The following is a 25,360-nucleotide window of genomic DNA, read 5'->3' on the forward strand; positions in this document are numbered from 1 at the left end:
AAATATAGCTGGAAAAAGTATTAAAGAGTTAGGTCCAGTTTTGAAAAAACCATGGTGCCAGCATACATATCAACAGAAAAGGCTGTAAAATTCACAATATATTTTTTTAAGCAACAACGAAATGATTACAAATGAAACCATCTACCAGCCTTGCTTGGGAAAGCGTGATTTATTTTAGATAATTACATTTTAAAAATGAATTTTCATTTTCTAGATCTAACTCTTTGGTGACACCATATTGATAGTAATGTCAAAATAAGTAAGATTCAGCTTTTATATTATATGGTACCAGCGGTGAACGCCCCAGACTTATCTGACTTATCTATAAATCGAAACAAGCCTCTCCAGAAACAACTCTATAAAGCCTTAATTGAACGAATTATCAATGGACGGTTATTAGCGGGAGTAAAACTACCTTCTTCCAGAAGAATGTCTGAGTGTTTGGACATCAGCCGTAATACGGTTACACAAACAATAGAGCAACTTAAAAATGAAGGATTTTTAACCAGCAGGGTAGGAAAAGGAGTTTTTGTTTCTAAAAATTTACCGTCCTTCGCAAATTATCCCGATGAACGTCACCCCCACAATGACACGCTTAATAGTGCAACACCTTTACCGAGTTTGTCGGTCTACAGCCAAATGCTAAATTCTTATCCTCGTTTTATGTCACAGTGGCCTACTCTCCTACCCTTCTCACCAGGTGTACCAGATTTAAAAGCTTTCCCTTTTTCTATCTGGAACAAACTTTACCGACAGCATCAAGATAGAATACCAATTAATGGATATGGGAATCCTATTGGATATTTACCTTTAAGAGAATGGCTGGCAGAGTACTTACTGATCACTCGAGGCGTAAGATGTGCTCCAGATCAAATCATTATTACCAATGGCAGACAAGAAGCCTTAAATATATGCGCCAAAGTCTTCTTAGAGCAAAATGATTCAATCTTAATGGAAAACCCTGGTTTTTGGGGAGCAAAATTAGCATTTGAATCGATGAATGCAAAAATCAACTTAGTTGGTTTGAAAAATAATCATCTAGACGTTGATTTATTACCACAAATTAATGTAAGTGAAAAGCTCCTCTATACAACTCCAACTTATCAATACCCTATGGGTGGGATTCTTCCACCTTTAGAAAGGAATAAGCTATTAGATTGGGCCGATAAAAATCAATGCTGGATCATTGAGGATGAATCTAACAGTATATTTTCATTCAATGGGAACCCATATGCGGCGCTACAAGGGATGAGAAATAACACTCCAGTAATATTCATTGGAAGCTTTAATAGGGCTTTATTACCTAGCCTGAGATTAGGATATCTAGTAGTACCAAAACCTGTAGTTTCTAGCTTTGTAAGTGTGAAATCTGTTATTTCAGGGCCATCCACGCTACTCCCTCAAGCAATCATCGCTGATTTTATGAATGAAGGGCACTTTGTTCGACACACTCGTAGAATGCAAAAAAAATACCAAAAAAAATGGGAACACTTTCACAGATTAACACAAAACCGACTTGAACCTAATGTAAATTTGATTACAGGTAGTGGGATTATGTTTGCTGTTCTTTCTACGCCACATCACGATGATAAATGGCTTTCAGAAAAACTACACAAAAAAGGATTTGGCAACGCCCCTCTTTCACTATCTGATGCTAATGAAAAAAAAATATCTGGTTTGATTTTAGGTTGCGCAAATACAAATTCTTCTCAACGTGAAAACTTTGTAGATTATTTGGCACACCTATTAAACAGTGACAAACGCCCCACCAGTTGAATTAATGGTCATTCTTAGAAAGACCCTTATGGATTTGCGCTCACTTACCGAATTAAACTCCGCAAATCCATTAAACAATATCATCAAAGTATAAATGTCGAATAAAAATCACCCATTAAAATCTTATCAAATTTTTGACGCGCGACAATAACATTAATAACTTTCTGACTACATCCCTCGCACTAACTTCTCCCCAAAAAAAGAAGTGCCCCCCGGGAAGGGATTGCGAAAAGTGGCTACCAGAGCATTCAACTAGTTCTTGAAGACGCTCCCACTGAGCAGGAGACAGGTCCTTCAATGCATTATCCCCAAGCACCCTCTTAATAAGCACTCTATTTCTAATAAACGCCCAGTTAGAGGTATTCAGTAATACGTTTTCCCCATCAGATATCGAATTACCATGAATAACCACAGGAAAAGGATAATCGTCGTAATTGAAAGTGTTCGCGGACTTAAGACTCCATTCTAAGTCTTCCACAAATTGGCCGTTCTTATACATCAGGCCCGTGCCAATCAATCCCACAGGGGTGGCCCCCAGGATCCTCTGCCGATAAATATCTTTTGGGAGAATAGTATGGCCGTTATAGGTACTTTGATCTTCCAGTGCCTGAAAAAACCAGGGGTATAAGCTCTCCCGGTTTGCCAGCCCTTCTGGTGTCATAGCGATATTTTCAGCATTTGCTTTTGGCAAGAAGCCTGGAACAGCGGGATCTCCCGACATGGCAACAAACATCACTATTGAGAAGCTCTTACCAATCGCCTCCTTCCCAAGAGCTCCTGCAATCTTGCATCCCATACTCCAGCCACAAACGATTACCTCACCTTGTAAGTTATTCTCAGTGACAATCTTGTCAATTACTTCCGCGACCTGCTTACCCCAATCTGCGATGGTGAAATTGGGATAATATCCCTCAAAGGCCTTATTGGCGATGGGGAAGGATATAGCAAGGAAGGGGTGGCCTGAACGATGTACCCAATAACTGATAAAGTCTTCTTCCCTTGCCTCGGGGCAGCCATAAAAGATACGTGCCAAGTGAGAGTTACCCGGCACAAATACCATTAGAGGTTTGGATTTATCTGCAGCAATATAGCGATAAAGAACGGGGAATCCTGCTGCAGTGCTCATTACCTCCCCTTCTTGCAACCTGCCAGATTCGGTGTTCCCCATGCCGTTTACCACATCTGAATTATCCTAGTCAGCAGACTTATTCGCTTAAGGGCACCTCTATTTAAGAGATCAAAAAACACCCCAAACTCTTCAGCTCTTGCTCTTACCTTTTCCCCAAACTTCCTCAAGCCGCTGATCCCGCCCGCAGCGAAAGCGGTAGTATTTATAGCGTAGGGGATTGCGCTGATAATAATCCTGGTGGTAAGCCTCTGCCGGATAAAAAGTAGCGGCAGGCTTTATCTGGGTGACAACTTTCTTACCCAGCTCGGCCTCTACTTTCTTCTTACTCTCTTCGGCCAGCTTTTTCTCTTCTTCATTACCGTAAAAGATCTCAGCACGGTACTGATCGCCCCGGTCACAAAACTGGCCACCGGCATCAAAGGGGTCCACGTTGTGCCAAAAAATATTGAGTAACTCGGAATAACTCACTTTGTTTGCATCATATTTAACTTGCACCACCTCGGCATGGCCGGTGCCACCGGCAGAGACCTGATCATAGGAGGGGTTCTTTACATGACCACCGCTGTAACCTGAGGTGGTTTCCAGCACGCCATTCACTTTGTCATACGGCGGTTCCATACACCAGAAACAGCCTCCAGCAAAAATAGCGGTTCGTATATCAGGAGAATCCTGGGCATATCCGAGGGTGGCTGCCAGAAGAATAAACAGAGTAAAAATACCGCGCATAACGAATTCCTATGGAATGTTCTATTGATGGTTACTCTTCTGTCGACTCATAGAGGTAAACTCTTACAGTGTGACACTACCCTGGCAAGCACGCAGGAAAATATCGCGATATTTCACTGCACTAAACGACATAGGATTACTGGCTGCCGAGGGATCTGCCGCAGCCATATGAGCGATTCTATCGGCGTCTTCGGCTTTGATACCGATTTCAACCAGGGTGTGGGGAATATTTAATTGCTGACGCAGACCGAGAATCCAATTCAGTACGGCATCGAAACCGCTCTCGAACCTATCTTTGCCGGTCAATTGCAGTGAGAGGGCCAACTGCCCCATGGGAACCTCTATAGCGGGCCGGTTGGCTACAAGCACATAGGGCATCAATATGGCGTTGAGTAAACCGTGGTGCTTGTCATATAGGGCACCGAGCGGATGTGCCAGGGCATGAATAGCTCCCAAGCCACGCTGAAATGCGGTGGCTCCCATACAGGAGGCTACCAACATCTGTTGACGGGCTTTCAACTCAGTGCCAATCATGTAAGCACGGGGCAGATAATTCTTAATCAGACGCATCCCCTGTAGTGCGATGCCCTCTGCCATGGGGTGGTAAATGGGGGAATAATAAGCTTCCAGGTTATGCGAGAGTGCATCCATGCCAGTGGCTGCAGTAATCTGGGGGGGAAGATCCAGAGTCAGCTCGGCATCCAGTATGACGATATCCGGCAATAGTTTGGGGTGAAATATCAGGCGTTTTACCTTCGCCTGCTCATCGGTTATGACCGCCACCCGCCCGACTTCCGAGCCAGTGCCCGCGGTTGTAGGCACGGCAATTACTGGGAGCATGCCGTCGAGGTCAACCCGCTTATAGTTATCGCCAATATCTTCAAAATCCCAAATGGGACGACGCTGCCCGGCCATTAGGGCAATCGCCTTACCGGCATCTATGGCTGAACCACCACCGAAGGCGATTACGCCGTCGCAATTTTTATCTCGTAACAGCTCGACACCACTGTCAATATTCTCACCGTTGGGATTCCCCTTGATTGAGGAGAAAATCTCCACCTCCAGGCCGTATTCCTTACAAGGCACCAATGCGCGTTGAAGCAGTGGTATGCCTGCAATACCGGGATCCGTTACCAGTAAGGGGTGCTGCATATTGAGATCAGAGCAGGCTTTGGCAAGATCTGATATCCGGCCGGGACCAACCCAAATATTGGTAGGAAAATTCCAGTTTACCCGGTATTTATCCACATTATCCTCTCTGCCTTTACCGCTTAACCATTTAAAATTTCTAGTTATCCACAGTCTCTATGCGTTTAACTGATAGGATAAGGTTAAAAACAAATTTTCTATTCATGACCTCAACGCTATCTGGATATCCCACCTGTAAAAGCTCGGGGTTATTATCCATAGGCCAAACTACAGCTAAAAAAAGCGCGATTGTCATTTTAGTAATTGGACCTATAAAACCAGCAGAATCATCATTAATCGACTACATCTTCTAAGGGCTCGACAGATTCAACCAACTTAATCACTGGAGTAAAATCCACTGAATGACAGTCACCTTGATAGGACGCAATCAGTAGATCGCTCCCATCCCCCAAAAACCAATTTGCCGAACACTTCCCTTCCGATGTAAAAGTGACAAAGTAACCTGAATATTTGCCAATCTGTACCGAAGAAACTGGATGCTCCAATGGGTGCATTTTTAAGAACGCACTGGGGTCTCCTCCATTAACCAACAACCCCTTCCTAAGAATTAAGAACATCAGGTTACCCGTGCGCTCCTGTCTAAAACTAGCCCCTACATTATTATTGTAAGGATCTTTGTATTTCGACCAGCCATCAGGAATCTCTAAAGTAATATTTTCATAAAGGTAAGGTTCCGCACTTGACGCCAGAGGGCAAATTAAAAACAATCCATAAATACAACAATTAATCCACCTCACAAATTTTCCCTCTTTACTGGTTTACTAGCCCCCAACTTTAAAATGAAATGATTTGGGCCTGGTTAGCTGCTCAAACCCGACTCTGGACAAAGTACATCCCCTGCCAGACTGTTTAACGCCGCTCCAGGCCAATTCCGGGTCTAAATAGTCGCAGCGATTGAGAAACACTGTGCCCACTCGCAAGTGATCGCCAATTGCCAGGGCAGTTTCTTCATCCTGTGAAAAAATAGCTGCCGTCAAACCGAAAGGGCTGTTATTCATTAATTCTAGAGCTTCACCATCGTCATGGACTTTTTGCACCCCCAAAACCGGGCCAAAAGATTCATCGCGCATTACCCGCATTTTTTGTCGCACACCAGTAAGTAATTGTGGTGCCATATACTGAGTACCGCGCCTGTCCATGGAAAATTTACTGCTGTGCAGGTGGGGCTGGGCGCCCTGGGCCACAGCTTCGTCAATTTGAGTGCGCACTTTGTCGGCAGCCTCCGCATTGACCAACGGACCCAGGGTTGTTTGAGGATCATCGGGGCGCCCCAGCTGGTAATCACCCACTAGTGCCACGGCGCGTTCGACAAATTCTTCGAATAGATTTTCCTGCACATAGGCACGTTCAATACCACAGCAAGACTGGCCGGAATTAAAAAAAGCACCATCCACTACAGCCTCTACCGCCAGTTCAAGGTCCGCATCTTCACGCACATAAGCGGGGTCCTTACCACCCAACTCCAGTCCCAACTGGATAAATCGGCCGGCAACAATACGCTCTATATTGGCCCCGGCGTCAACAGATCCGGTAAAAGCAATATGCTGGATTTCTTCGGCACTGGCTAAACGTTGCGTATTGGAATGATTGAGATGCAAATATTGAAATACTCCGTAGGGCAGACCCGCTTCCCTGAAAGCCTCCACCATACGCTCGGCGCACAAGGGCGTTTGTGCCGAATGTTTTAATATGACCGCATTGCCAGCCAGCAAAGATGGCACCAGTGCATTTACCGCGGTTAAATAGGGGTAGTTCCAGGGGGCGATCACCAGGGAAACCCCCAGCGGTTCACGGCGTATAAAGCGGGAAAATCCTGGTTTAATTGGCAAATGGATATCTACAAGGGCCTCCTCTGCCAGATTTGCCATGGCCGTAGCGCGCTCTGCAAAGCCGTCTATTTCGCCCGGTGCAAAACGAATGGGTCTGCCCATCATCCAACAGAGTTCCTCAGCCAGACGATGCTTGCGCTCGGTAAAAAACTCCACTGCACGGTGGACAATGGCAATACGCTCCACCAGAGGGGTCAATCGCCAGGCTTTTTGTGAAGCCGCCGCCCTATCCAGGGCCACACGAATTTCAGCCTCGCCGGCCAGGGCCCGCTCCAGATATACACTGTTATCGACAGGGGAAATACAGCGCAGGTGGTGCATATTAAATATTCCTTATCCACGGCTTATTTTGATTTCCTTACCATCCAAAAAATCACAAAAGCGGGCTTTTAAAAGGGCCATTTAAATAATTTCAAAATACCTATCCAGCTCCCAGTCAGTAACATGGCGGCGATACTCGCGCTCCTCCCATTCCCGGCTGGCGGCGAAATGCTCAATAAATTCACTGCCGAATAATTCATGAGCCGTCTCGGAATTTTTTAGACGCTGGGTGGCATCCCATAAAGTGGTAGGCAACGCCTGCTGTGCCTCTTGCGCTAGTGCATAGGCATTACCCTCGATGGGCGTACTGGGCTGCCACTGCTGCATGATTCCGTAAAGGCCGGAGCCCAGGGCGGCGGCCAGCGCCAGATAGGGGTTGGCATCTGCAGCGCCCAGGCGGTATTCCACCCGCTGTGATTTTTCCCCGCCGGGGATGGCACGCAAGGCCGTGGTGCGATTTTCCACGCCCCAGTTCGCATCGGTAGGCGCCCAAAAACCCGGAACCAGGCGACGGTAGCTGTTGATAGTTGGCGCGAACAGAGCCAGGAATTCTGGCATCAGGCGCTGTTGGCCGGCGATAAAGTAACGCATGGTCTCACTGATTCCCTGGGGCTGAGAGCCATCGAAAAACGCGGCATTGCCGTTATTCAAATCGCGCAGCGATAAATGAATATGGCCACTCTGCCCGGGAAGATCGCTAGACCAGCGCGACATAAAAGTCGCCATCAGGCCCATACGCTGGGCCAGTACTTTCATAAAGGTTTTAAACAGTGCGGCTTTATCCCCAGCAGCCTCGACCCTATCCACGGCGATTGCCGCTTCGAGAACCCCTGGGCCGGTTTCTGTATGAAGCCCCTCCAAAGGGAAGTCCATACACTCACCCATTTCGAGGATTTCCCGGTAGAGTTCGGCATGAACCGAATTGCGCAGCATTGAATAGCCAAACCAGTCCGGCGTGAAAGGCTTCAGATTGCGAAAGCCCTTTTCCCGTACCGACTCGGGTGTCTCATCAAATAAAAAGAACTCGTATTCCAAAGCTGCGAAGGGCTCAAATCCAATAGCCCGACAACGGTCTACCACCCGCTGCAGAGCCGCACGCGGACACACGACCTGAGCACGTTCATCAAACTCCGCCAGAAATAACAGCATATTGTCTTCAAAGGGAATATCGCGACAGCTGTGCGGCAGGATGCGCACCGGCGCGTCTGGGTAGCCCGTGTGCCAGCCGGTATAACGGGTATTGTCATAGAGCTGGTCTTTGACATCCCAGCCCAGCACCACATCACAGAAGGAAAACCCCTGCTCCAGGGCAGAGAAGAATTTTTCACGGCTCATATATTTGCCGCGCATGACCCCATCCAAATCAAACAGGCCCACTTTCACATGACTGAGACCGCGCCCCTCAACGATGGCACGAGCCTCCTGAACGGTTTTTACCTCCCGCGCTTTGATCATGGCCATCCCTGCCCATTGTTGTTATCAATGTCCTACAGGATAGACCCGCCAGCCGAGCCTTGACGCCCCATATTTCCTTTAAGGGCGTGACTTTCAGCCGTGCCGAACTGCATATATAATCCGCGCTCCAAATTTTTCGTTTTACCCAGTTCAGGACCAGCAATGAGCTTCGACAAGATCCCCGCAGGTAAAGACCTGCCCAGCGATATCAACGTAATCATCGAGATCCCTGCCAACTCCGACCCCATCAAATATGAGGTGGACAAGGACTCAGACGCCGTATTTGTGGATCGTTTCGTTGCCACTCCCATGTTCTACCCAGCCAACTACGGTTATGTACCCCAGACTCTGTCCGAAGACGGCGACCCCCTGGACGTACTGGTAGTGGCACCCTACCCGGTAATGGTTGGCTCCGTAATCCGCTCTCGCGTGATCGGCGTTCTGAAAATGACCGACGAATCCGGTGTTGACGCCAAGCTGCTGGCGGTACCTCACACCAAGCTGACCAAGCTGTACGATCACGTTCAGGAAATTGGCGACCTGCCCGAGCTGCTGCTCAAGCAGATCGAACACTACTTCGAGAACTACAAGGCTCTGGAAGCCGGCAAGTGGGTGAAAGTGGAAGGCTGGGCCGACGCTGAAGAAGCGCGCAAAGAAGTGCTTTCCTCTCGCGAGCGCTACCTGAAAGAAGAAGGCTAATCACAGCTTCTCTTAAGCCCGGCACGATTTTGTATTGGCCGGGCTGACAGGTATAAAAAAACCGGCATCTAGCCGGTTTTTTATACCTGGGCGCTGTAATCAACGCGAATCGCAGAAGATCTAATTGAGATCCCATTGGGGAATATTGACTGGTGCAGCAACTGTTTCGGCCCGCTCGCTCTCATCCAGTAACAACCCCTCCGCCGCGCGCAGGCTGATATGTTCGGTGGGCACCTGCACCTCCGCTATCTGCTCACGTTCGTGGTCCTTAATCAGATTGCCCTCCATTGGCGCGAGCGTCCAGTTTGGAACGCGAGGGCCCTCTGGCTGAGGTGTTTGACTCGGCTCGGGCACCGGAGGGATGTTTTCAGGGCCCCCCTCGCTTTTCAGGTTGACCTGAGCCCCAACCTTGGCCAGGGTCGCTTGAAATTGCTCCGCCTGGGCGCGACTCAATCCCTTGCGCAGCACCAGCGGTCGACCACTAAACAGTTTTTCCACTGCCTGCGGACTGCTCTTAAACAAGCGCGCCAAATTGGCCTTCACATCTCCGGCAGTAAACCCGGCAATCAGGTCGCCGCGGAAAATCAGGCTATAGGTGGCTTGGGTCATCACTCAATCCCTATGTGTAATGCTGGTTGGATAATACTTGCTGCAGCCAGTTTATTCTTCGGAATCCAGGGTTTGATCCATGGTAAAGGCGGGGGCCTTTTCTATCCGGCCACCGACTTGACGCGCGGGGACACCGGCCACTGTGGTGTGGTCGGGGACGTCCTGTAGAACCAGGCTACCCGCAGCAATCTTCACATCCTCACCCACCCGCACAGGCCCCAATATCTTGGCGCCGGCACCGATCATAACCCCATGACCAATCTTCGGGTGGCGATCCCCGGAACCGCGACCGCTGCCGCCCAGAGTCACTGAGTGCAAAATAGAGACGTTGTCGCCCACCACCGAGGTCTCTCCCACGACCAGGCCCGTAGCGTGGTCAATCATAATACCGCTGCCAAATTGAGCTGCGGGGTGGATATCCACAGAAAACTGTTCCGACACACGGCTCTGGAAGTACAGCGCGAGCGTCGTGCGGCCCTGCTTCCACAGCCAGTGGGCAATTCGGTGCGACTGCAGTGCATGAAAGCCCTTGAAGTAGAGAAAGGGGGTGAGGTACTGATCACAGGCGGGATCGCGATCGTACCAGGCACAGATATCCGCCAGCATACTGCGGGATATCCCTGTATCAGCCTGCAAGGCCGAAGCGATCACCTCCTGCAAAGCGGTGGAGGTGAGTGCATTGTGATCCAGGACTGAGGCTAACTGGTCTGCGATTGCGTGCTCCGCCGACTTATGGCGCAGCACCGTATTGTGAAAATAACTCGCCAGAATCGGTTCATCCCTGGCGGCTGCGGCAGCCTCTGCGCGCATAGCACTCCATACGTCTCTGGGCTCAGTTTGGCTGTCGATATTCAGTTCCTCACCTGTCGTACTCATTTTCCCGACGCTTTCCTAATGTATTTGATTTGTCTCACACAACTTTGCGCCATTGGGCCCGCGCAGCTTCGCAGGAATACCAGGGCCTTTCAAGCGCCATCCGGCGGTGAAAATAAAGCGTACCGATTTACGTAGATTTTGCTCAGAGCGGCATATCTGTTGGATAACAGTGATCCGGAACCCATACAAAGCGCGTATAGATTTGCTCCAGCTGCTCGCAAACCGTGTCACACAGCGCCAAGTCGCAGGAGCGCAACTGCGCCTCCAGGCGTTCGGGTGTCAGCAGGTGCTGTAGCTCCAGGGCTCGCGGTGCATAACTCAAATGCCAGCGCTCAGGTGCAACGCCACCGAGATCTTCGGCATAGGGACGAAACAGGCCGTAACTTTGCCCCGCGGCTATACGCTGATCCAGCCATTGGTGAAAAGCGCCAAAAACCCCATCATCGGCCACTTCCTGTGGGGTGAGCTGTACCTGGTAGTCCTCGGTTACAGCGGCGGCATCGATAATGTCGAAATCAGTACCCCAATGGTGGCGCGAGGCACCGGGCAGTGCCGACCAACGCAGTATGGCCAGCACTAACTCCTGCGGTGGCAGCCTAGAGACTTCAAGCTCTACACCATCGGTGTTCAGCACTGGACGCAGGCCTTGTGCCTTGTTATTCCAGATGGTGCGCTGGCGCTCAAAGCTGCGAAAACCTGAGACCACCTTGGGGTCAAAACCGGCATCTCGCGCATCGCGCCGCAGGCGCTGGAATGCCACCAGTGCCTCAGGGTGCAGCAGCTGTCCTGAGGGTGGATCGAGGATAACGTGCATATCGGTTAGCCCGAAGAGCATACTCTTAAGCGGTGTGGATAACATTTGGCTCCTATAGACAGGCGATTTTCAAAAGGCGGGCTAAAGTGAGTAAACCCCCAGCTATTACTCTACCAAAGAGCGGCATGGAATAAGTGGCCAATGGAAATGCTAGGCAAAGTAATAGGCGCTGTCTTAGGCCATGCGGCGGTTATCTTTGTTGGCAGCTTGCTAATTTATGTTAAGTTCAGCCCCGCGATTGGGGATTGATCGTGACTACTGGACGGAAAACCTTGCAGGGAAAACTGAATGCACCCAAGTCAATCAGAACTACTTAAGCTGAAAAATTTGGGGCTCGCCTCCGTTAACATCCTTCACTCCATTGGTATTCGCACCTACGAAGACCTCCATCGTATTGGCCCGGTTGAGGCCTTTATCAGTATTCGCAACCGCGGGATCAACGCCTCGCGCGTCATGCTTTATGCACTGCAAGGTGCTCTACTCGATGTGCATTGGAACGATCTGGACCCAGATCTTAAACAGCAATTGGTCACTGAAGCCGACCGCCTGCTGGCTACACAGAATTCAAACTAAAGCCTGTCACCAACAATTTTAGAAAGGGAAAAGCTACGCTGGGGCCCTTGCGCATCTGAGTGCCTGCGCAAGATGTACCGAGACGTTCGCACAGGCCCTTAATGCCTTACCCCATGCTACGGCTACGCAATAACTCGAGCTTTTGACACACAAACCACCACAACCTATCTAAACTTGTCTAAGGGCAAAGAGACGGAGAGAGCCGATGTTGCGCATTGGGCTATTCCTGCTGACCAACCTTGCGGTATTAGTTCTGGTTGGCATCATCTTCAATATTTTTGGCATCGGGGGCATCCTTCAGGCCAACGGGGTCGACCTGAATCTGGGGGCACTGTTACTCCTCTGCGCTCTTTTTGGGTTTGGTGGTTCGTTTATATCCCTGTTTCTCTCCAAGACCATCGCCCGCATGAGTACCCACACCCAGATTATCACCGAGCCGCGCAGCGCCGATGAGCAATGGCTGGTGGAGACTGTGCGGGAGCTTTCGCGCAAGGCCAATATCGGTATGCCGGATGTGGGTATTTTTCCCATGCCCCAAGCCAACGCCTTTGCCACCGGCTGGAATCGCAACAATGCCCTGGTCTCTGTAAGCGCCGGATTACTGCAGCGCTTCAGCCGCGAAGAGGCCCGTGCGGTGATCGGCCATGAGATCGGTCACGTGGCCAATGGCGACATGGTAACTCTGGCGTTGATTCAGGGAGTGGTGAATACCTTTGTGATGTTCTTTGCACGGCTGGTCGGTTTCTTTGTCGACCGGGTGATACTGCGCAATGAGCAAGGCCTTGGCATCGGCTATTACGTTACCTCTATCGTGATGGATATAATTTTTGGCTTCCTCGCCATGTTTATCATCGCTTGGTTCAGCCGCCGTCGGGAGTACCGCGCAGACCACGCCGGCGCCACCCTCGCCAGTCCCAATTCAATGATCGCCGCACTGCAACGGCTCAAAGTGGAATCTGAACGGGGTCATGAGGAACCTCTGCCAGGCAATATGAAAGCCTTCGGTATTTTCGGCAATATGGGCGCACTATTAGCCACCCATCCGCCCTTGGATGATCGTATCCTGGCCCTACAAAACTTCCGTAAGTAATACCCTCATTGCTGTTGGCACGTTTTAGGGGCGGGTTTTAATTCTTTGCCGCGCCCCCATCTTCACTCCCTCACAACGAGCAAAGTAAACTTTTCATTAAAGTGCTAAAGCGAAGACAGCGACCATGACACCGCTTAAAACTCTGCCCACTATTCTGTCGATCCTTTTATTCATTCTCAGTGCTCCCCTGTACGCAGAGGTACAGGAGTTCGCCACAGATGACGAACGCAACACCATGCAGGTGTTTAATTTTGCCAGCCCCTCTGTGGTGTATGTCACCAATGAAACCCTGGTTCGCGATCGCAGAACCCTGCGCCTGCACGCAGTACCCAAAGGCGCCGGCAGTGGATTTATCTGGGATGAACAGGGTCACGTTGTGACCAATTTCCATGTCATCGAGGGCGCGCGTAAAGTCACAATCACCCTGCAGGACCGCAGTGAGTGGCCCGCCACTGTAGTGGGTTCCGCTCCAGAAAAAGATCTGGCGGTGTTGAAAATCGAGGCTCCGAAAAAATTACTTAAACCACTGGTTGCCGGTACTTCCAGTGAACTCTCTGTGGGCCGAAAAGTACTCGCCATCGGCAACCCCTTTGGCCTCGATACCACCCTAACCACCGGAGTGGTCAGCGCGTTGGGGCGTGAAATCGAGGCCGCCAACAACCGCACCATTCGCAATGTGATTCAAACTGATGCCGCCATTAATCCCGGCAACTCTGGCGGTCCTCTGCTCGATTCCCTCGGCCGTCTGATCGGGGTAAATACCGCCATCTATAGCCCCAGCGGTGCCAGTGTGGGCATCGGTTTTGCTATTCCTGTGGATACTGTAAAGAAAATAGTGCCGCAACTGATTAACTACGGCCGCCTGGTGCGACCGATTCTCGGCATTGAATCCGCACCGGATCAGTGGAGCAGCCGCTACGGTTTTGAAGGTGTGGCGGTGCTGCGCACAGCCCCTGGTATGCCGGCGGAAAAAGCCGGGTTGCAAGGCATTTATCGCACACGCCAAGGGGGCTGGCAGCTCGGAGACGTTATCGTGGAAGTCGAGCAGCAACCCGTCCGCAGCTACGACGACCTGCTCAACGCACTGGAGAAGTACCGCGCCGGCGACCAGATCACTTTGGGGATAATGCGCAACGGGACAATCCGCTACACCTCGATTACACTCGCGGCGCCCCAATAAATCGGGGCAGAATCTGGCGCAGCTTCCCCAAATCAACCTATCTGGAGAGAAGGCGCCGCAATAACGAATAAATAATTGCGCCTAAGGCCGACCAGTTATGCAGAAATACTTCCTGTGCCGTTACGAGGAATTAGCGGAAGGGCAATCCAAGGGCTTCTCCCTCGGTGACACCGCCGCCGGCACCGACAATGTGTTTGCGGTAATGAAAGGGGGCGAGGTTTTCGCCTATAAAAACACCTGCCCCCATCGCGGCATCAATCTCGACTGGCAGGAAGACCAGTTCCTCGATCCCGATGGCGCACTGATCCAATGCGCCTCCCATGGGGCGCTGTTCACCATTGAAACCGGCGAGTGTATTGCCGGGCCCTGCACCGGCGATTCACTGACTCCCATACCCGTGGAATACGCCCAAGACGGCCTCTACGCCCTGCTGCCTGAATAAGATTTTACTGGCTGGGTGGCCCCCACCCGGCCAGTTACTCTAAATTCCCTCAGCGAAACGGCAGAGCTTCGCCTAAAACGATTTCACCGGCGCTCATCCGCGCCCGGTAAGCGAGCACCTGCACACCGGCTGAGACAGCACTGTCGAGGGCTTTACCATAAGCCGGGTCGATTTCTCGCGCTGCCTCTACGCTATCTATGCCACTGTGCTGTACACAGTAAAAAAGCACTGCACGTACACCGCTCTCAGCCAATTTCTGTAACTCACGCAGGTGCTTAGCACCGCGAGCACTCACCGCATCGGGAAAATAACCCCGCGCACCATCCGCCAGGGTGACATTCTTAACTTCCACATAGCAGTCGCCAGCATCGCCAGACAACAGAAAATCGATGCGGCTGTTTTCTTCGCCATAACGCACTTCCCGACGCAGGGATTCATACCCTTGCAACTCACTAACCACACCGGAATTTATTGCCTCTTCCACCAGGGCATTCGCGCGTCCAGTATTAACGCCGGCCAGAGATCCATCCGGTGTTGTACAAATTTCCAGCGTGTGGCGGTACTTGCGCTTGGGATTGCCCGAGTCCGAATACCAACAGGCGCCGCCTTCGATCCAGCAATTTTTCATAGAACCGGTATTTGGGCAGTGGATGGTAAATTTCTCGCCATCAGCCGTCTCCACATCAGCGAGGAAACGTTTGTAGCGACGCAACAGGGTGGCCTTTTGTAACTCAGGGGAAAACTTCACTGGCTGGCACTCTTGTACATTTCAGCGCCACAAAATAGCAGACAACTATTTGTGGCGCGAATCGCGCAGATTTGATAGCTTCCTCGCTCTCGGTCGCCGGGGTACCGGCAATCGGGGCAAGGATTAGCCTGCCACCGCAACTGATTTGATAGGTGAAAAAAGCATCACCCAAAAAGATTCCGGTCTAGGCTAGATTGAATTTGGTGGTATCGCCCCCATTATCGGGGGCCCGTAAAGAAAGAGAGGCAACGACTATGCCCAAAACTGCTGCGAGCACCGATTCTCTGCACGGCTTTGAGCCCTACAAGGAGACTAAGGGCGAAGAGTACATGAATGAGAAGCAGCAGGAGCATTTCCGCAACTTGCTGTTGGCCTGGAAGGCCGAACTGATGGCGGAAGTGGACCGCACCGTTTCCCACATGAAAGACGAGGCTGCAAACTTTCCCGATCCCGCTGATCGTGCGAGCCAGGAAGAGGAGTTCAGCCTTGAACTTCGCACCCGCGATCGCGAGCGCAAGCTGATTAAGAAAATCGACGCCACCCTGGAACTGATCGACCAGGATGATTACGGTTTCTGTGAAGCTTGTGGGGTCGATATTGGTATCCGCCGTCTTGAAGCGCGCCCCACCGCAACCCTGTGTGTGGACTGCAAAACCCTGGCGGAAATCAAAGAAAAACAGCTTTCCGGCTGATTTTTCCCCATCGTATTGCGGCGATCACCCTTGATCGCCCAGCTCGACAGGGCGGTCGACGGGACCGCCCCTATCACTTTGAATAGTAAAACGCCCTATTTCGGTCGCTTCGCGCCTTCGCCGAGCGGTCCTCTGCATTTCGGCTCGCTAGTGTGCGCTCTCGGCAGCTATCTGGACGCCCTTGCGCATGGTGGGCACTGGCTCGTGCGTATGGAAGATCTCGACCCCCCGCGCGAGGAGCCCGGCGCAGCCACTCGAATACTGAAATCCCTGGAATCCCATGGGCTGCACTGGCACGGCCCTGTGGTGTGGCAAAGTAAGCGCCACGCCCAGTACGAGGCAGTTCTGTCACAGTTACGCCAACGCGGACTCCTATATCCATGTTATTGCTCACGCAGCCAGATCCGTCAAAATGGTGGGCACGACAATCAAGCCTGCCGGATAAAAGACGAGGGCACAGGTGCCTGCGCCCTGCGCCTCTCCTGTGCCGGAGGTGAGGAGCACTTCGAAGATATCTGGCGCGGGCCCCAATCCCAGCCAGTGCGTGAAGACACCATTCTCAAGCGCCGCGATGGCCTCTACGCCTATCAGCTGGCGGTAGTGGTCGATGATATTGCCCAGGGCATTACTCATATCGTGCGCGGAACGGACCTGCTCGACACCACTGCTGCACAAATTCGCCTGTTTCACCTGCTCGATAACAGAGCACCGATCTTCGGCCACCTGCCGCTGGTCATGGGGCCGGGGGGGGCGCAAAAACTCAGCAAACAAAACCACGCTCCGGCCATCGACGACAACCGAGCCGCCAACAATCTCTGCTCCGCACTGGATTTTCTCGGCTTTCATGTCGCGGATGGGCTGGAGGGCGAGGCGCCAGAACATATTCTCAAGTGGGCTGCTGCACGCTGGCAGCGTCATCAGATCGATAAACGCGACCGACAATTGCACTGATCGTTGGAGGCAATTAACATTTTTGCGCCAGCCGACAGGCTCGCCATTTAACTTTTCACCCTCCACGCGGATTTACATAACAACCTATGAGCAACCGCACCCTGCTAATCCTGCTCGTGCTGGTGGGCTATGTGTTCTCCCCCACCATATTTACCTGGATGATCAACCCCGTTGGCGCCTGGTACCGGCCCTTTATCCTTTGGTTCGTTTTGATCCTGCTGGCGATTTTTATCCAGTGGAGGCGCAACTCGAATGAGCTTTGAGATCGCCCATATCGCCCTGATCGGGGTTGCCTATATCGCTACCTTGTTCTTTGTCGCTTTCGCCACTTCCAAGGGCTGGCTGCCCGCACGCTGGGTGCGCCATCCACTGGTGTACGTACTCTCGCTGGGGGTCTCTCTATCCGCCTGGACGTTCTATGGCATTGTCGACCTCGCCTGGCAATACGGCTACGGGGTGCTTGCCTACTACCTGGGCACCGGTGCCATGTTCTTATTTGCGCCAGTGGCACTGGAGCCCCTGGCGCGCCTGGCCCAACGCTACCAGCTCTACTCCCCCGCAGATCTACTGGTTTTCCGCTACCACAGCCGCCAGGTGGGCACCCTGGCCACCCTGTTTATGCTATTGGCGCTGCTACCACTGGTCGCCCTACAGATCCAGGCGGTGTCGGAAACCTTGGCACTGTTGTCACGAGACAGCGTCGCTGCCCTCGGCCTACCCGACAGTGGTGTTTCCAGTAAAAACCTGATCGCCTTTTTCTACTGTGTGCTGTTGGCAGTCTTCACCAGTATGTACGGCGCCACCCGCGAGCGCGGTGAGGGCCTCGCCAGTGCCATGGCACTGGAATCCCTGGTTAAACTGGTGGCACTGACCGCGGTCGGTGGTTATGCCGTTTACGGTGTGTTCGGCGGTTTCTCGGGGCTCGACCAGTGGCTGCTGGAAAACAATGATATGCAGCAGCTGCTCTACACCCCCATTGAACAGGGCTCCTCGCATACGCTGCTGTTAGTCTTTATCGCTACTGCCGTGGCCATGCCACATATCTTTTACCTCAGCATCGCCGAGCGCCCCACCGGTCAGGCCCTGCGCACCGCCAGCTGGGGTTTTCCGCTTTTCCTGTTGCTAATGGCGCTGCCGATCTTTCCGATTATGTGGGCGGGCTTCGCCCTGGATGTGGCTGAACCGGTACAGTACTTCTCGCTGGCGGTGCCGCGTGCCAGTGGCTCAGCGTTGCTCACAACACTGGCCTTTATCGGCGGGCTCTCCGCCGCAACCGGCGCACTGATTATGATCACCCTGGCATTATCTACCATGGTCATGAATCACTGGCTGCTACCGGGCACTCGCTGGGACTCCGAAGACAATATGTACCGCCAGTTGGTGTGGCTGCGTCGCGCTTTAATCGCTGCATTGTTTATTGCGGGTTTTGCTTTTTATCTGCTGCTGGACAATCGCCTAACCCTGTCGGATTTAGCCCTGCTGGCCTTTATCGGTTCCCTTCAATTCCTACCGGGTATCTTCGCTGTTATTCACTGGCCGCGAGGCAATCGACGCGGACTGATTGGCGGACTTCTGGCGGGGATGTTGATCTGGGGTTGCGGCCTGTTGCTGCCATCGGTGTTCGAACTAACCGGTATTACCCTACCGGGTACTTCTCTGCAGATACCCCTGGGCATGTCCATCTGGACCCAGGTCACTACCCTGTCTCTCGGTGTCAACATACTCCTATTCGTCAGCCTCTCACTGTTCACGTCAACGAGCAGCCTGGAGCAATATGCCGCCGACCTATGCAGTGACGACACCATCGCCCAGGCTCTGCGCCTGGGGCTCGATGTGCAGTCCGCAGCGGACTTTCGCCTGCGCCTGGCGGAGAGCCTAGGGGCGGCCACCGCCAACACCGAAGTGAAGCGCGCCCTCAATCAGCTCAACCTGCCCGATAACGAGCGTCGCCCCTACGCCCTGCGCCAGCTGCGCAATCGTATTGAATCCAACCTGTCCGGACTGCTCGGACGGGTACTGGCCGGCCAGATTATCGATCGCCACTTTCCCTTCCAGAACAGCGATCAACCGGCCAACAAGGATATCCACCTGATTGAGACACGCCTGGGGCGTTACAAGCACCAGCTGACCGGGCTGGCCGCAGAGCTAAACAATTTGCGGCTGTACCACCGGCAAATGCTGGAGGAGCTGCCCATGGCCGCCTGCTCCCTGGGGCGCGACGGCGAGATACTGTTGTGGAATTACGCCATGCAGGATCTCACCGGGATTGCCGCCGTTGAGGTAATTGGCTCCAAGCTGGAATATCTGGCAGAGCCCTGGCGGAGTCTGCTCGCGGAGTTTGCCGAATCCAGCGATGCCAGCCGCTTCAAGCAGCAAGTCAGTCTCGGCGGCAACAGCCACTGGCTCAACCTGCACAAAACCCGGCAGAAACGCAGCCGCAGCGGGCGGGCCCGCAACCAGCGAGGCGATGGGCAGATGTTACTGCTCGAGGACATCACCGAGACCCAGACTCTGGAGCAGGAGCTGATTCACAGCGAGCGCCTGGCCTCGGTAGGACGCCTCGCCGCCGGTGTCGCCCACGAGGTGGGCAACCCAGTGACCGGCATCGCCTGCCTGGCACAGAACCTCCAGTTCGATTGCGACAACCCGGAAGTGCTGGAAACCGCCGACCAAATCCTCAGCCAGACCCAGCGCATCAGCCGCATCGTACACTCACTGGTGAATTTCTCTCACAGTGGCAGCCAAGAGAGCGAGCGGGCTCCGGTAGACCTCTACGCCTGTGTGCAGGAAGCGGTGCACCTGCTATCCCTGCAACGGGATAAAACCGAGGTGCGCTTCGAAAATGCAGTCCCAGCAGATCTGATCGCCCCCGGGGATAACCAGCGTCTGATCCAGGTATTTATCAACCTGCTCAGCAATGCCCGCGACGCCAGCCCGGATGGCGGGCTCATCCGCATTGAAGGTCGAGAAGCCAAAGGTTGTGCCTGTGTGTCAGTCACCGACGACGGCCCCGGTATCTCTGCCCAACACCGCGAGCGTATTCTGGAACCCTTCTTCACGACCAAGGAACCCGGAGAAGGTACAGGCCTGGGCTTGGCCATGGTGTACAGCATTGTTGAGGAGCACGGAGGGCAGCTAGAACTGGAGAGCCCAGCCAATCCGGAGACCGGCCGCGGCGCCAGATTTACTGTACAGCTGCCCTTGGCAGGCTAAGACTCCAGCCGGCAAACCGGCCAGGAACTGGGCAAAAATAACCCGGTTATCCGTTTTTGAGTTGCATCGAAACGGCGGCCGGGTAAAACTAGGCGTTTATTGAGCATTTTGTAACCAGGCGTAACATATGAGCCACATCCTGATCGTCGAAGATGAAGCCATTATTCGAACGGCGCTGCGCAAACTGTTAGAGCGGCACCGATATAAGGTCAGTGAGGCGGGCTCAGTTAGGGAGGCCCTTAGTAAGCACCGGGTCAATGAAGTTGACCTGGTTATCTCAGACCTGCGCCTACCCGGTGCACCGGGCACCGACTTGCTCAAACATGCCGGTGAAGTACCGGTATTGATCATGACCAGTTACGCCAGCCTGCGCTCCGCTGTGGACTCCATGCGCATGGGCGCCGCGGACTATATCGCCAAGCCATTCGACCACGACGAGATGCTCGCCACCGTGCGCCGCGTCATCGGCAAGGCCGAACAAAGTCGCGCCCAAGCGCCTTTGGATAAAAGTAACCCAGGCACTATCGCCGGAATGATTGGCGACAGCATGGCTATGCGCGAACTCTACAGGCGCATTCACAAAGTGGCACCCACAGACGCCACCGTACTGGTACATGGAGAAACCGGCACCGGTAAAGAGCTGGTGGCCAAAGCTATCCATGAAGAGAGCCGCCGCGCTGGCAAGCCGTTGATCTCGGTCAACTGTGCCGCCATTCCTGAGACATTGATCGAATCGGAGCTGTTTGGTTACGAAAAAGGCGCTTTTACCGGCGCCCAGAGTGCCCGCGAGGGACTGGTTGCCGCCGCTGATGGCGGTACCCTGTTTCTCGATGAAATCGGTGAACTCCCGCTAGAGGCTCAAGCACGGCTATTGCGGGTGATACAAGAGGGGGAGGTGCGCCCGATTGGCTCTATCGAGTCGCACAAAGTGGATGTGCGCCTGGTTACGGCCACCCACCGCAACCTGCGTCAACTCGCCGCTGAACGCAAGTTCCGCGAAGACCTTTACTACCGCATCAACGTGGTGCAGATGACTCTGGCACCGCTGCGCGAGCGCGGCCGCGATGTCCTTGCACTGGCAGAGCACCTTCTGGAAAAGTTCTGCACCAAAATTGAGCGCCCACTGCTGCGCCTCTCTCCCGAGGCAGTTCAGGCAGTCACCACGTACACTTGGCCTGGTAACGTTCGCGAACTGGAGAACGCCATACAACGCGCGGTCATCCTCACCGACCGTGACAGCCGGGAAATCGACCACAAAACCCTAGATATAGACTTGGACCTGGTCCCCGTGGAGGAGGCCATCGGCGAGCCTCGCCCGCGCAGCCTGCATACTGATCCCCGCGAGGATCTCTCGCTGGAGGACTACTTCGCTCGCTTCGTAATCGAGCACCAGGACACCATGAGCGAGACCGAGCTGGCGAAAAAGCTGGGGGTCAGCCGCAAGTGCCTGTGGGAGCGCCGCCAAAAACTGGGCATTCCCCGCAAGAAAACCCGCCGCAGCGCGGTTGCCGAAGCCTGATCAACTTTCTTGGGGGCTGAGCCCCCTCCCTCACCTACGCCACACTTCCTTAACAAGTAGCCCCTTAAACTTCTCTTCAACAGGCTTTAGCCGCGTCCATTACCGCTGTCCCACTTTGTTACATCACCGGTAACAGAGGGAAGTGTTACCCAAGACCTACCTCAAGTAACAGTTGCCGCACCTTACGTAACGCAATGCCACCCAGAAAAGTTCCATCAATTTTCGTAAAGATTATAAGCTGTTGATTTATAAGGGTTTTTAAAAGTTGGCACACTAAATGCTTTACTCTTAGTACAAAAATTAAAAACGGCCAACAATAAAAATAAATGACCGTTAAAAGCCCTATAACTACTCAAAATAAGTGGGCGAAACACAATAAAAATAATGGGGCGGCCGATAACAAAAGCAATGAGTGGCCAAAACCGCAAGAACAACAATAAACAATAACAATAATTTCGAAAGAAGAATAAAAATAACAACAAGCGCGTTGCAAACTGACTGATTTATACCTGGGAGAGGGTGTTTGCTTGATAGCAAATTAAGAGCGCAAGGAAGCCGCTGCCTTCATACCTGTAATAATAATTCCCAAACTTTTCCCCAACTTTCCGGCACCCGCAGATTGCGGGCGCATTGCTTTGCGTGTGTTAGAATCGCGCCAGCGAGTCCTCCACACTGACAGCAGATGCCATTGCCGCCCCCTGTTTTGGACTTCGCCCCCTGGGCCCGCCCAGGTACAGAGGCCCCAGTAGTGCAACAACATGCCCCAACTTCGTTGGGGAGGAAAGTGCAGGTGTAATGCCTGTCGCCACCGGAGATGTGGCCTCAGCACCAACAGGGCATTTTCGGTCACCAACAGATGGCAGCAGTCAAGACAGACAGCCGTATGCTCAATAATTTGATTAGTAGTATCAAACGCTGGCGCAAGCCGGCCAAGAAAGGCCCCAGGGTTATCGCCCGCAACGACCACAATATATCCCGCCGGGATATCAGCCGCGCAGCCCTAACGGTCATGAAACGCCTACAGGAAGCAGGTTACCAAGCGTACATTGTCGGGGGGGGCGTGCGGGATCTAATGCTCGGCGGCCACCCCAAAGACTTCGATGTTGCCACTGACGCTACACCAGAACAGGCTAAAGTACTGTTTCGCGGCGCACGCATTGTCGGTCGGCGCTTTCGAATCCTGCACGCTCGTATTGGCCGCGAGGTTATTGAGGTCACCACTTTTCGGGGCCACCACAGCGATGGCGAGACGCACGAAGCAAAACAATCCGAACACGGTATGTTGCTGCGCGACAACGTCTACGGCGACCTGGAAAGCGATGCCATGCGCCGCGACTTTACAGTCAATGCTCTCTATTACACCACCGATGGCTTCGCTGTTCACGACTACACCGGGGGTGTTGAGGACATTAATAATCGCCTGATCCGCATGATCGGGGCTCCCGCTACCCGCTATAAAGAAGACCCTGTGCGGATGCTGCGTGCGGTGCGCTTCGCAGCCAAACTGGATTTTGCCATCGAACCCGCTACCGAGGCCCCGCTAAAAGAGCTGGCTCCTCTACTGCGCAATATCGCCCCCGCGCGCTTGTTTGACGAGATCCTCAAACTGCTGATGAGCGGCCAGGGCGAGCGCACTTTCGAACTATTGCGCCGCTATCATCTGTGGCAGCACCTGTTCCCAGATAATGCAGCCCAAATTGAAAAGAACCCCGCAGCACTGGAGCTGACAAAGCGCGCCCTTCGTAATACCGACCAGCGCATCCAGGCTGATATGCGCGTGACCCCCGCCTTCCTATACGCTGCCCTGTTGTGGCCGGCTGTGGACGAGGAGCAGAAAAAGCTCATCGAGAAAGGGATTCCACCGGCGCCGGCACTGGCCCAGGCGGCTCAAAAAATTACCAGTAACCAACTGGCCCACACCGCTATTCCCAAGCGCTTTTCTATCCCCATGCGCGAGATATGGGATCTCCAGCATCGCCTGCCACAACGCGGCGGCAGTCGCGCCCAGCGCCAGCTGGAGCACCCCCGCTTCCGCGCCGCTTACGACTTCCTGCTATTGCGCGAAGAGTGTGGAGAAATTGAACCCGGTCTGGGTAACTGGTGGACCGACTTTCAGCAAGCCGATGATGAACAACGCCAGCAAATGGTGCGCAAACTCCAGCGCAGCGGCGGCAACAATCGACGTGGCCGCAATTCCCGTGGCGGACGCCGACGCAAGCCAAAGGCTGCCGAATAATGGAAAGGGTTTTTATCGGGCTCGGCAGTAATCTGTCTGAGCCACAGAAGCAGCTGCGCAGTGCCCTGGCGGCTATGGAGGAAATCCCCGACTGCCGCCTGCTGCGCTGCTCCAGCTTTTATCACAGTGCGCCCATAGGCCCTGGCGAGCAGCCAGATTATGTCAACGCCGTGGCTGAGCTGGAGTGCGCACTAACGCCCATTGAGTTACTCGACCAGCTGCAAACGATTGAGCAGGCTCACGGGCGCGAGCGCTCGGTGCGCTGGGGAGCGCGAACCCTCGATTTGGATGTACTTTTGTTTGGCGAACAGCAATTAGACGAGACGCGTCTGCAGGTACCGCACCCGCGTATGGCTGAGCGCAATTTTGTACTGCAGCCACTCGCTGAGCTCGATCCACAATTGCAACTGCCATCGGGGGAGCTATTGCAACAGTTGCTGCAGGATTGCCCACAAAACCGCCTGGAGAAATTCTAAACAGCCTCAAATACAGCGCTAAAAGTACTCGACTGGCCGCCCCGCTTGATAGTATTTTGGCGCCTGTAACCCATCAGGGAAGACGCCCCAACCAGAGGAGTCAAGCACGTGGTTATCGACAACAGCGAAACCAGTTCGTGTGAGTTTGGCCAGCCGGAGAGAACGCCACCGAAATTTATTGCCGTTGAGGGTAATATCGGAGTGGGCAAAACTACCCTCGCCAAAAAACTGGCCTGTACCTTCAATTACGACACTCTGTTGGAGCTACCCGAGGAAAACCCCTTTCTCGAACGCTTCTATCGCGACCCCAAAAACGCCGCACTACCCACCCAGTTACATTTTTTGCTGCAACGCTCTCAACAGATTCAGGCCCTGCGCCAGGATGATTTGTTTGAACCCGTGCGGGTGGCAGACTTTCTTATCGAGAAAGACCAACTGTTTGCCCAAGTCACGCTGGACGCGGATGAACTCGCGCTCTACCAACAGGTATTTCAGCACCTCACACTAGAGGCCCCCAAGCCCGACTTGGTTATTTATTTACAGGCCCCACTGGAAGTCCTACAGGCTCGTATCCGCAATCGAGGCGTCCCAGCTGAACGCGTTATCAGCACCGAATATCTGGCCACACTCAATGACGCCTACACGCAATTTTTCCACTTTTACGACAGCTCACCGCTGTTGATTGTCAACAGTGAGGAAATCGATATCGTCGATAGCCCCGAGGATTACCAACAACTGGTGGAGTATATGCTCACCGTCACCAAGGGCCGTCATTACTACAACCCAGGAAGTTAACC

At 53.0% G+C, this 25,360-nt stretch carries 24 protein-coding genes; 14 read left to right on the plus strand and 10 right to left on the minus strand.

The features are described from left to right. Positions 1-294: 294 nt before the first annotated feature. Positions 295-1,776, plus strand: coding sequence for a MocR-like pyridoxine biosynthesis transcription factor PdxR (gene pdxR, locus ACJJIO_RS05545; protein ID WP_444910381.1), 1,482 nt, complete (start codon positions 295-297; stop codon positions 1,774-1,776). A gap of 115 nt (positions 1,777-1,891) precedes the next feature. On the opposite strand, the gene ACJJIO_RS05550 is transcribed toward pdxR, so the two are convergent. From ACJJIO_RS05550 to ACJJIO_RS05575, 6 genes are all read right to left on the minus strand, one after another. Further along, on the minus strand, positions 1,892-2,902 hold the full coding sequence (locus ACJJIO_RS05550; RefSeq protein WP_444910382.1) for an alpha/beta fold hydrolase: 1,011 nt from the start codon (positions 2,900-2,902) through the stop codon (positions 1,892-1,894). A gap of 132 nt (positions 2,903-3,034) precedes the next feature. Then, entirely contained in the window at positions 3,035-3,631 is a 597-nt protein-coding gene (gene msrA, locus ACJJIO_RS05555) for a peptide-methionine (S)-S-oxide reductase MsrA (protein WP_444887072.1), read from the minus strand. Between the two features lie 63 nt (positions 3,632-3,694). Next, positions 3,695-4,879: an iron-containing alcohol dehydrogenase gene (locus tag ACJJIO_RS05560; RefSeq protein ID WP_444889528.1), complete on the minus strand. Its 1,185-nt coding sequence runs from the start codon at positions 4,877-4,879 to the stop codon at positions 3,695-3,697. Positions 4,880-5,112: 233 nt separating this feature from the next. After that, positions 5,113-5,577, minus strand: a complete 465-nt coding sequence (locus tag ACJJIO_RS05565) for a hypothetical protein (protein ID WP_444910383.1) — start codon at positions 5,575-5,577, stop codon at positions 5,113-5,115. 24 nt (positions 5,578-5,601) lie between these two features. Beyond that, positions 5,602-6,990 carry an aldehyde dehydrogenase family protein gene (locus tag ACJJIO_RS05570; RefSeq protein WP_444910384.1) on the minus strand — a complete coding sequence of 463 codons (1,389 nt, stop codon included), beginning with the start codon at positions 6,988-6,990 and terminating at the stop codon, positions 5,602-5,604. A gap of 81 nt (positions 6,991-7,071) precedes the next feature. Beyond that, positions 7,072-8,445 (minus strand): glutamine synthetase family protein, encoded by a 1,374-nt coding sequence (locus tag ACJJIO_RS05575; RefSeq protein ID WP_444910385.1) that lies wholly within the window; start codon positions 8,443-8,445, stop codon positions 7,072-7,074. 162 nt (positions 8,446-8,607) lie between these two features. Here ACJJIO_RS05575 and ppa point away from each other — a divergent pair, with 162 nt between their 5' ends. Next, a complete protein-coding gene (gene ppa / locus ACJJIO_RS05580) occupies positions 8,608-9,144 on the plus strand; it encodes an inorganic diphosphatase (protein WP_020412430.1) in 537 nt (178 codons plus the stop codon). Between the two features lie 120 nt (positions 9,145-9,264). Here ppa and ACJJIO_RS05585 read toward each other — a convergent pair whose 3' ends face one another. The 3 genes from ACJJIO_RS05585 to ACJJIO_RS05595 all read right to left on the minus strand — a co-directional run bounded on the left by ACJJIO_RS05585 (position 9,265) and on the right by ACJJIO_RS05595 (position 11,488). Next, entirely contained in the window at positions 9,265-9,753 is a 489-nt protein-coding gene (locus ACJJIO_RS05585) for a hypothetical protein (protein ID WP_444910386.1), read from the minus strand. Between the two features lie 51 nt (positions 9,754-9,804). Beyond that, positions 9,805-10,629: a serine O-acetyltransferase gene (cysE, locus tag ACJJIO_RS05590; RefSeq protein ID WP_252083153.1), complete on the minus strand. Its 825-nt coding sequence runs from the start codon at positions 10,627-10,629 to the stop codon at positions 9,805-9,807. Positions 10,630-10,771: 142 nt separating this feature from the next. Continuing rightward, positions 10,772-11,488, minus strand: coding sequence for a M15 family metallopeptidase (locus ACJJIO_RS05595; RefSeq protein WP_444910387.1), 717 nt, complete (start codon positions 11,486-11,488; stop codon positions 10,772-10,774). A 243-nt stretch (positions 11,489-11,731) separates the two neighbouring features. On the opposite strand from ACJJIO_RS05595, the gene ACJJIO_RS05600 reads away from it, so the two are divergent. The 4 genes from ACJJIO_RS05600 (at position 11,732) to ACJJIO_RS05615 (ending at position 14,728) form a co-directional block, all read left to right on the plus strand. Continuing rightward, positions 11,732-12,016, plus strand: coding sequence for a TfoX/Sxy family protein (locus ACJJIO_RS05600; protein ID WP_252083155.1), 285 nt, complete (start codon positions 11,732-11,734; stop codon positions 12,014-12,016). 205 nt (positions 12,017-12,221) lie between these two features. Next, on the plus strand, positions 12,222-13,106 hold the full coding sequence (gene htpX / locus ACJJIO_RS05605) for a protease HtpX (RefSeq protein WP_444910388.1): 885 nt from the start codon (positions 12,222-12,224) through the stop codon (positions 13,104-13,106). 124 nt (positions 13,107-13,230) lie between these two features. Further along, the gene (locus ACJJIO_RS05610; RefSeq protein WP_252083157.1) at positions 13,231-14,286 is read left to right on the plus strand and encodes a S1C family serine protease; all 1,056 of its coding nucleotides are present in this window, start codon (positions 13,231-13,233) and stop codon (positions 14,284-14,286) included. Positions 14,287-14,383: 97 nt separating this feature from the next. Continuing rightward, entirely contained in the window at positions 14,384-14,728 is a 345-nt protein-coding gene (locus tag ACJJIO_RS05615) for a Rieske (2Fe-2S) protein (protein WP_252083158.1), read from the plus strand. Positions 14,729-14,777: 49 nt separating this feature from the next. Here the strand turns inward: ACJJIO_RS05615 and sfsA are convergent, their stop codons facing one another. Beyond that, positions 14,778-15,476, minus strand: coding sequence for a DNA/RNA nuclease SfsA (sfsA, locus tag ACJJIO_RS05620; protein WP_444910389.1), 699 nt, complete (start codon positions 15,474-15,476; stop codon positions 14,778-14,780). 254 nt (positions 15,477-15,730) lie between these two features. On the opposite strand from sfsA, the gene dksA reads away from it, so the two are divergent. The 8 genes from dksA (at position 15,731) to ACJJIO_RS05660 (ending at position 25,358) form a co-directional block, all read left to right on the plus strand. Next, positions 15,731-16,168, plus strand: coding sequence for an RNA polymerase-binding protein DksA (dksA, locus tag ACJJIO_RS05625; RefSeq protein WP_152454721.1), 438 nt, complete (start codon positions 15,731-15,733; stop codon positions 16,166-16,168). Positions 16,169-16,198: 30 nt separating this feature from the next. Next, on the plus strand, positions 16,199-17,119 hold the full coding sequence (gene gluQRS / locus ACJJIO_RS05630; protein ID WP_444910390.1) for a tRNA glutamyl-Q(34) synthetase GluQRS: 921 nt from the start codon (positions 16,199-16,201) through the stop codon (positions 17,117-17,119). 86 nt (positions 17,120-17,205) lie between these two features. Then, positions 17,206-17,382, plus strand: coding sequence for a hypothetical protein (locus tag ACJJIO_RS05635; RefSeq protein WP_252083161.1), 177 nt, complete (start codon positions 17,206-17,208; stop codon positions 17,380-17,382). After that, complete coding sequence (locus tag ACJJIO_RS05640) at positions 17,372-20,332, plus strand: ATP-binding protein (protein ID WP_444903052.1); 2,961 nt, start codon at positions 17,372-17,374, stop codon at positions 20,330-20,332. Before ACJJIO_RS05635 ends, ACJJIO_RS05640 begins: the two co-directional genes overlap by 11 nt. 127 nt (positions 20,333-20,459) lie before the next feature. Then, positions 20,460-21,851, plus strand: coding sequence for a sigma-54-dependent transcriptional regulator (locus tag ACJJIO_RS05645; RefSeq protein ID WP_252083163.1), 1,392 nt, complete (start codon positions 20,460-20,462; stop codon positions 21,849-21,851). 856 nt (positions 21,852-22,707) lie between these two features. Continuing rightward, positions 22,708-24,087, plus strand: a complete 1,380-nt coding sequence (gene pcnB / locus ACJJIO_RS05650; protein ID WP_252083164.1) for a polynucleotide adenylyltransferase PcnB — start codon at positions 22,708-22,710, stop codon at positions 24,085-24,087. After that, the gene (gene folK / locus ACJJIO_RS05655; protein WP_444903053.1) at positions 24,087-24,563 is read left to right on the plus strand and encodes a 2-amino-4-hydroxy-6-hydroxymethyldihydropteridine diphosphokinase; all 477 of its coding nucleotides are present in this window, start codon (positions 24,087-24,089) and stop codon (positions 24,561-24,563) included. Before pcnB ends, folK begins: the two co-directional genes overlap by 1 nt. A gap of 108 nt (positions 24,564-24,671) precedes the next feature. Then, positions 24,672-25,358 carry a deoxynucleoside kinase gene (locus ACJJIO_RS05660; RefSeq protein WP_252083166.1) on the plus strand — a complete coding sequence of 229 codons (687 nt, stop codon included), beginning with the start codon at positions 24,672-24,674 and terminating at the stop codon, positions 25,356-25,358. The last annotated feature ends 2 nt before the right edge of the window (positions 25,359-25,360 follow it).

The sequence above is a fragment of the Microbulbifer mixtoriginis (SeqCode) genome (assembly GCF_052467235.1).

Bases quoted from the DNA above. Each gene is read 5' to 3' on its own strand.
- ACJJIO_RS05640 (WP_444903052.1), top strand. From the start codon at position 17,372: ATGAGCTTTGAGATCGCCCATATCGCCCTGATCGGGGTTGCCTATATC.
- pcnB (WP_252083164.1), top strand. From the start codon at position 22,708: ATGGCAGCAGTCAAGACAGACAGCCGTATGCTCAATAATTTGATTAGT.
- ACJJIO_RS05550 (WP_444910382.1), bottom strand. From the start codon at position 2,902: ATGAGCACTGCAGCAGGATTCCCCGTTCTTTATCGCTATATTGCTGCA.
- ACJJIO_RS05600 (WP_252083155.1), top strand. From the start codon at position 11,732: ATGCACCCAAGTCAATCAGAACTACTTAAGCTGAAAAATTTGGGGCTC.
- ACJJIO_RS05575 (WP_444910385.1), bottom strand. From the start codon at position 8,445: ATGATCAAAGCGCGGGAGGTAAAAACCGTTCAGGAGGCTCGTGCCATC.
- folK (WP_444903053.1), top strand. From the start codon at position 24,087: ATGGAAAGGGTTTTTATCGGGCTCGGCAGTAATCTGTCTGAGCCACAG.
- ACJJIO_RS05595 (WP_444910387.1), bottom strand. From the start codon at position 11,488: ATGTTATCCACACCGCTTAAGAGTATGCTCTTCGGGCTAACCGATATG.
- htpX (WP_444910388.1), top strand. From the start codon at position 12,222: ATGTTGCGCATTGGGCTATTCCTGCTGACCAACCTTGCGGTATTAGTT.
- ACJJIO_RS05610 (WP_252083157.1), top strand. From the start codon at position 13,231: ATGACACCGCTTAAAACTCTGCCCACTATTCTGTCGATCCTTTTATTC.
- ACJJIO_RS05635 (WP_252083161.1), top strand. From the start codon at position 17,206: ATGAGCAACCGCACCCTGCTAATCCTGCTCGTGCTGGTGGGCTATGTG.
- ACJJIO_RS05570 (WP_444910384.1), bottom strand. From the start codon at position 6,990: ATGCACCACCTGCGCTGTATTTCCCCTGTCGATAACAGTGTATATCTG.
- ACJJIO_RS05585 (WP_444910386.1), bottom strand. From the start codon at position 9,753: ATGACCCAAGCCACCTATAGCCTGATTTTCCGCGGCGACCTGATTGCC.
- ACJJIO_RS05645 (WP_252083163.1), top strand. From the start codon at position 20,460: ATGAGCCACATCCTGATCGTCGAAGATGAAGCCATTATTCGAACGGCG.
- dksA (WP_152454721.1), top strand. From the start codon at position 15,731: ATGCCCAAAACTGCTGCGAGCACCGATTCTCTGCACGGCTTTGAGCCC.
- ppa (WP_020412430.1), top strand. From the start codon at position 8,608: ATGAGCTTCGACAAGATCCCCGCAGGTAAAGACCTGCCCAGCGATATC.
- msrA (WP_444887072.1), bottom strand. From the start codon at position 3,631: ATGCGCGGTATTTTTACTCTGTTTATTCTTCTGGCAGCCACCCTCGGA.
- ACJJIO_RS05615 (WP_252083158.1), top strand. From the start codon at position 14,384: ATGCAGAAATACTTCCTGTGCCGTTACGAGGAATTAGCGGAAGGGCAA.
- cysE (WP_252083153.1), bottom strand. From the start codon at position 10,629: ATGAGTACGACAGGTGAGGAACTGAATATCGACAGCCAAACTGAGCCC.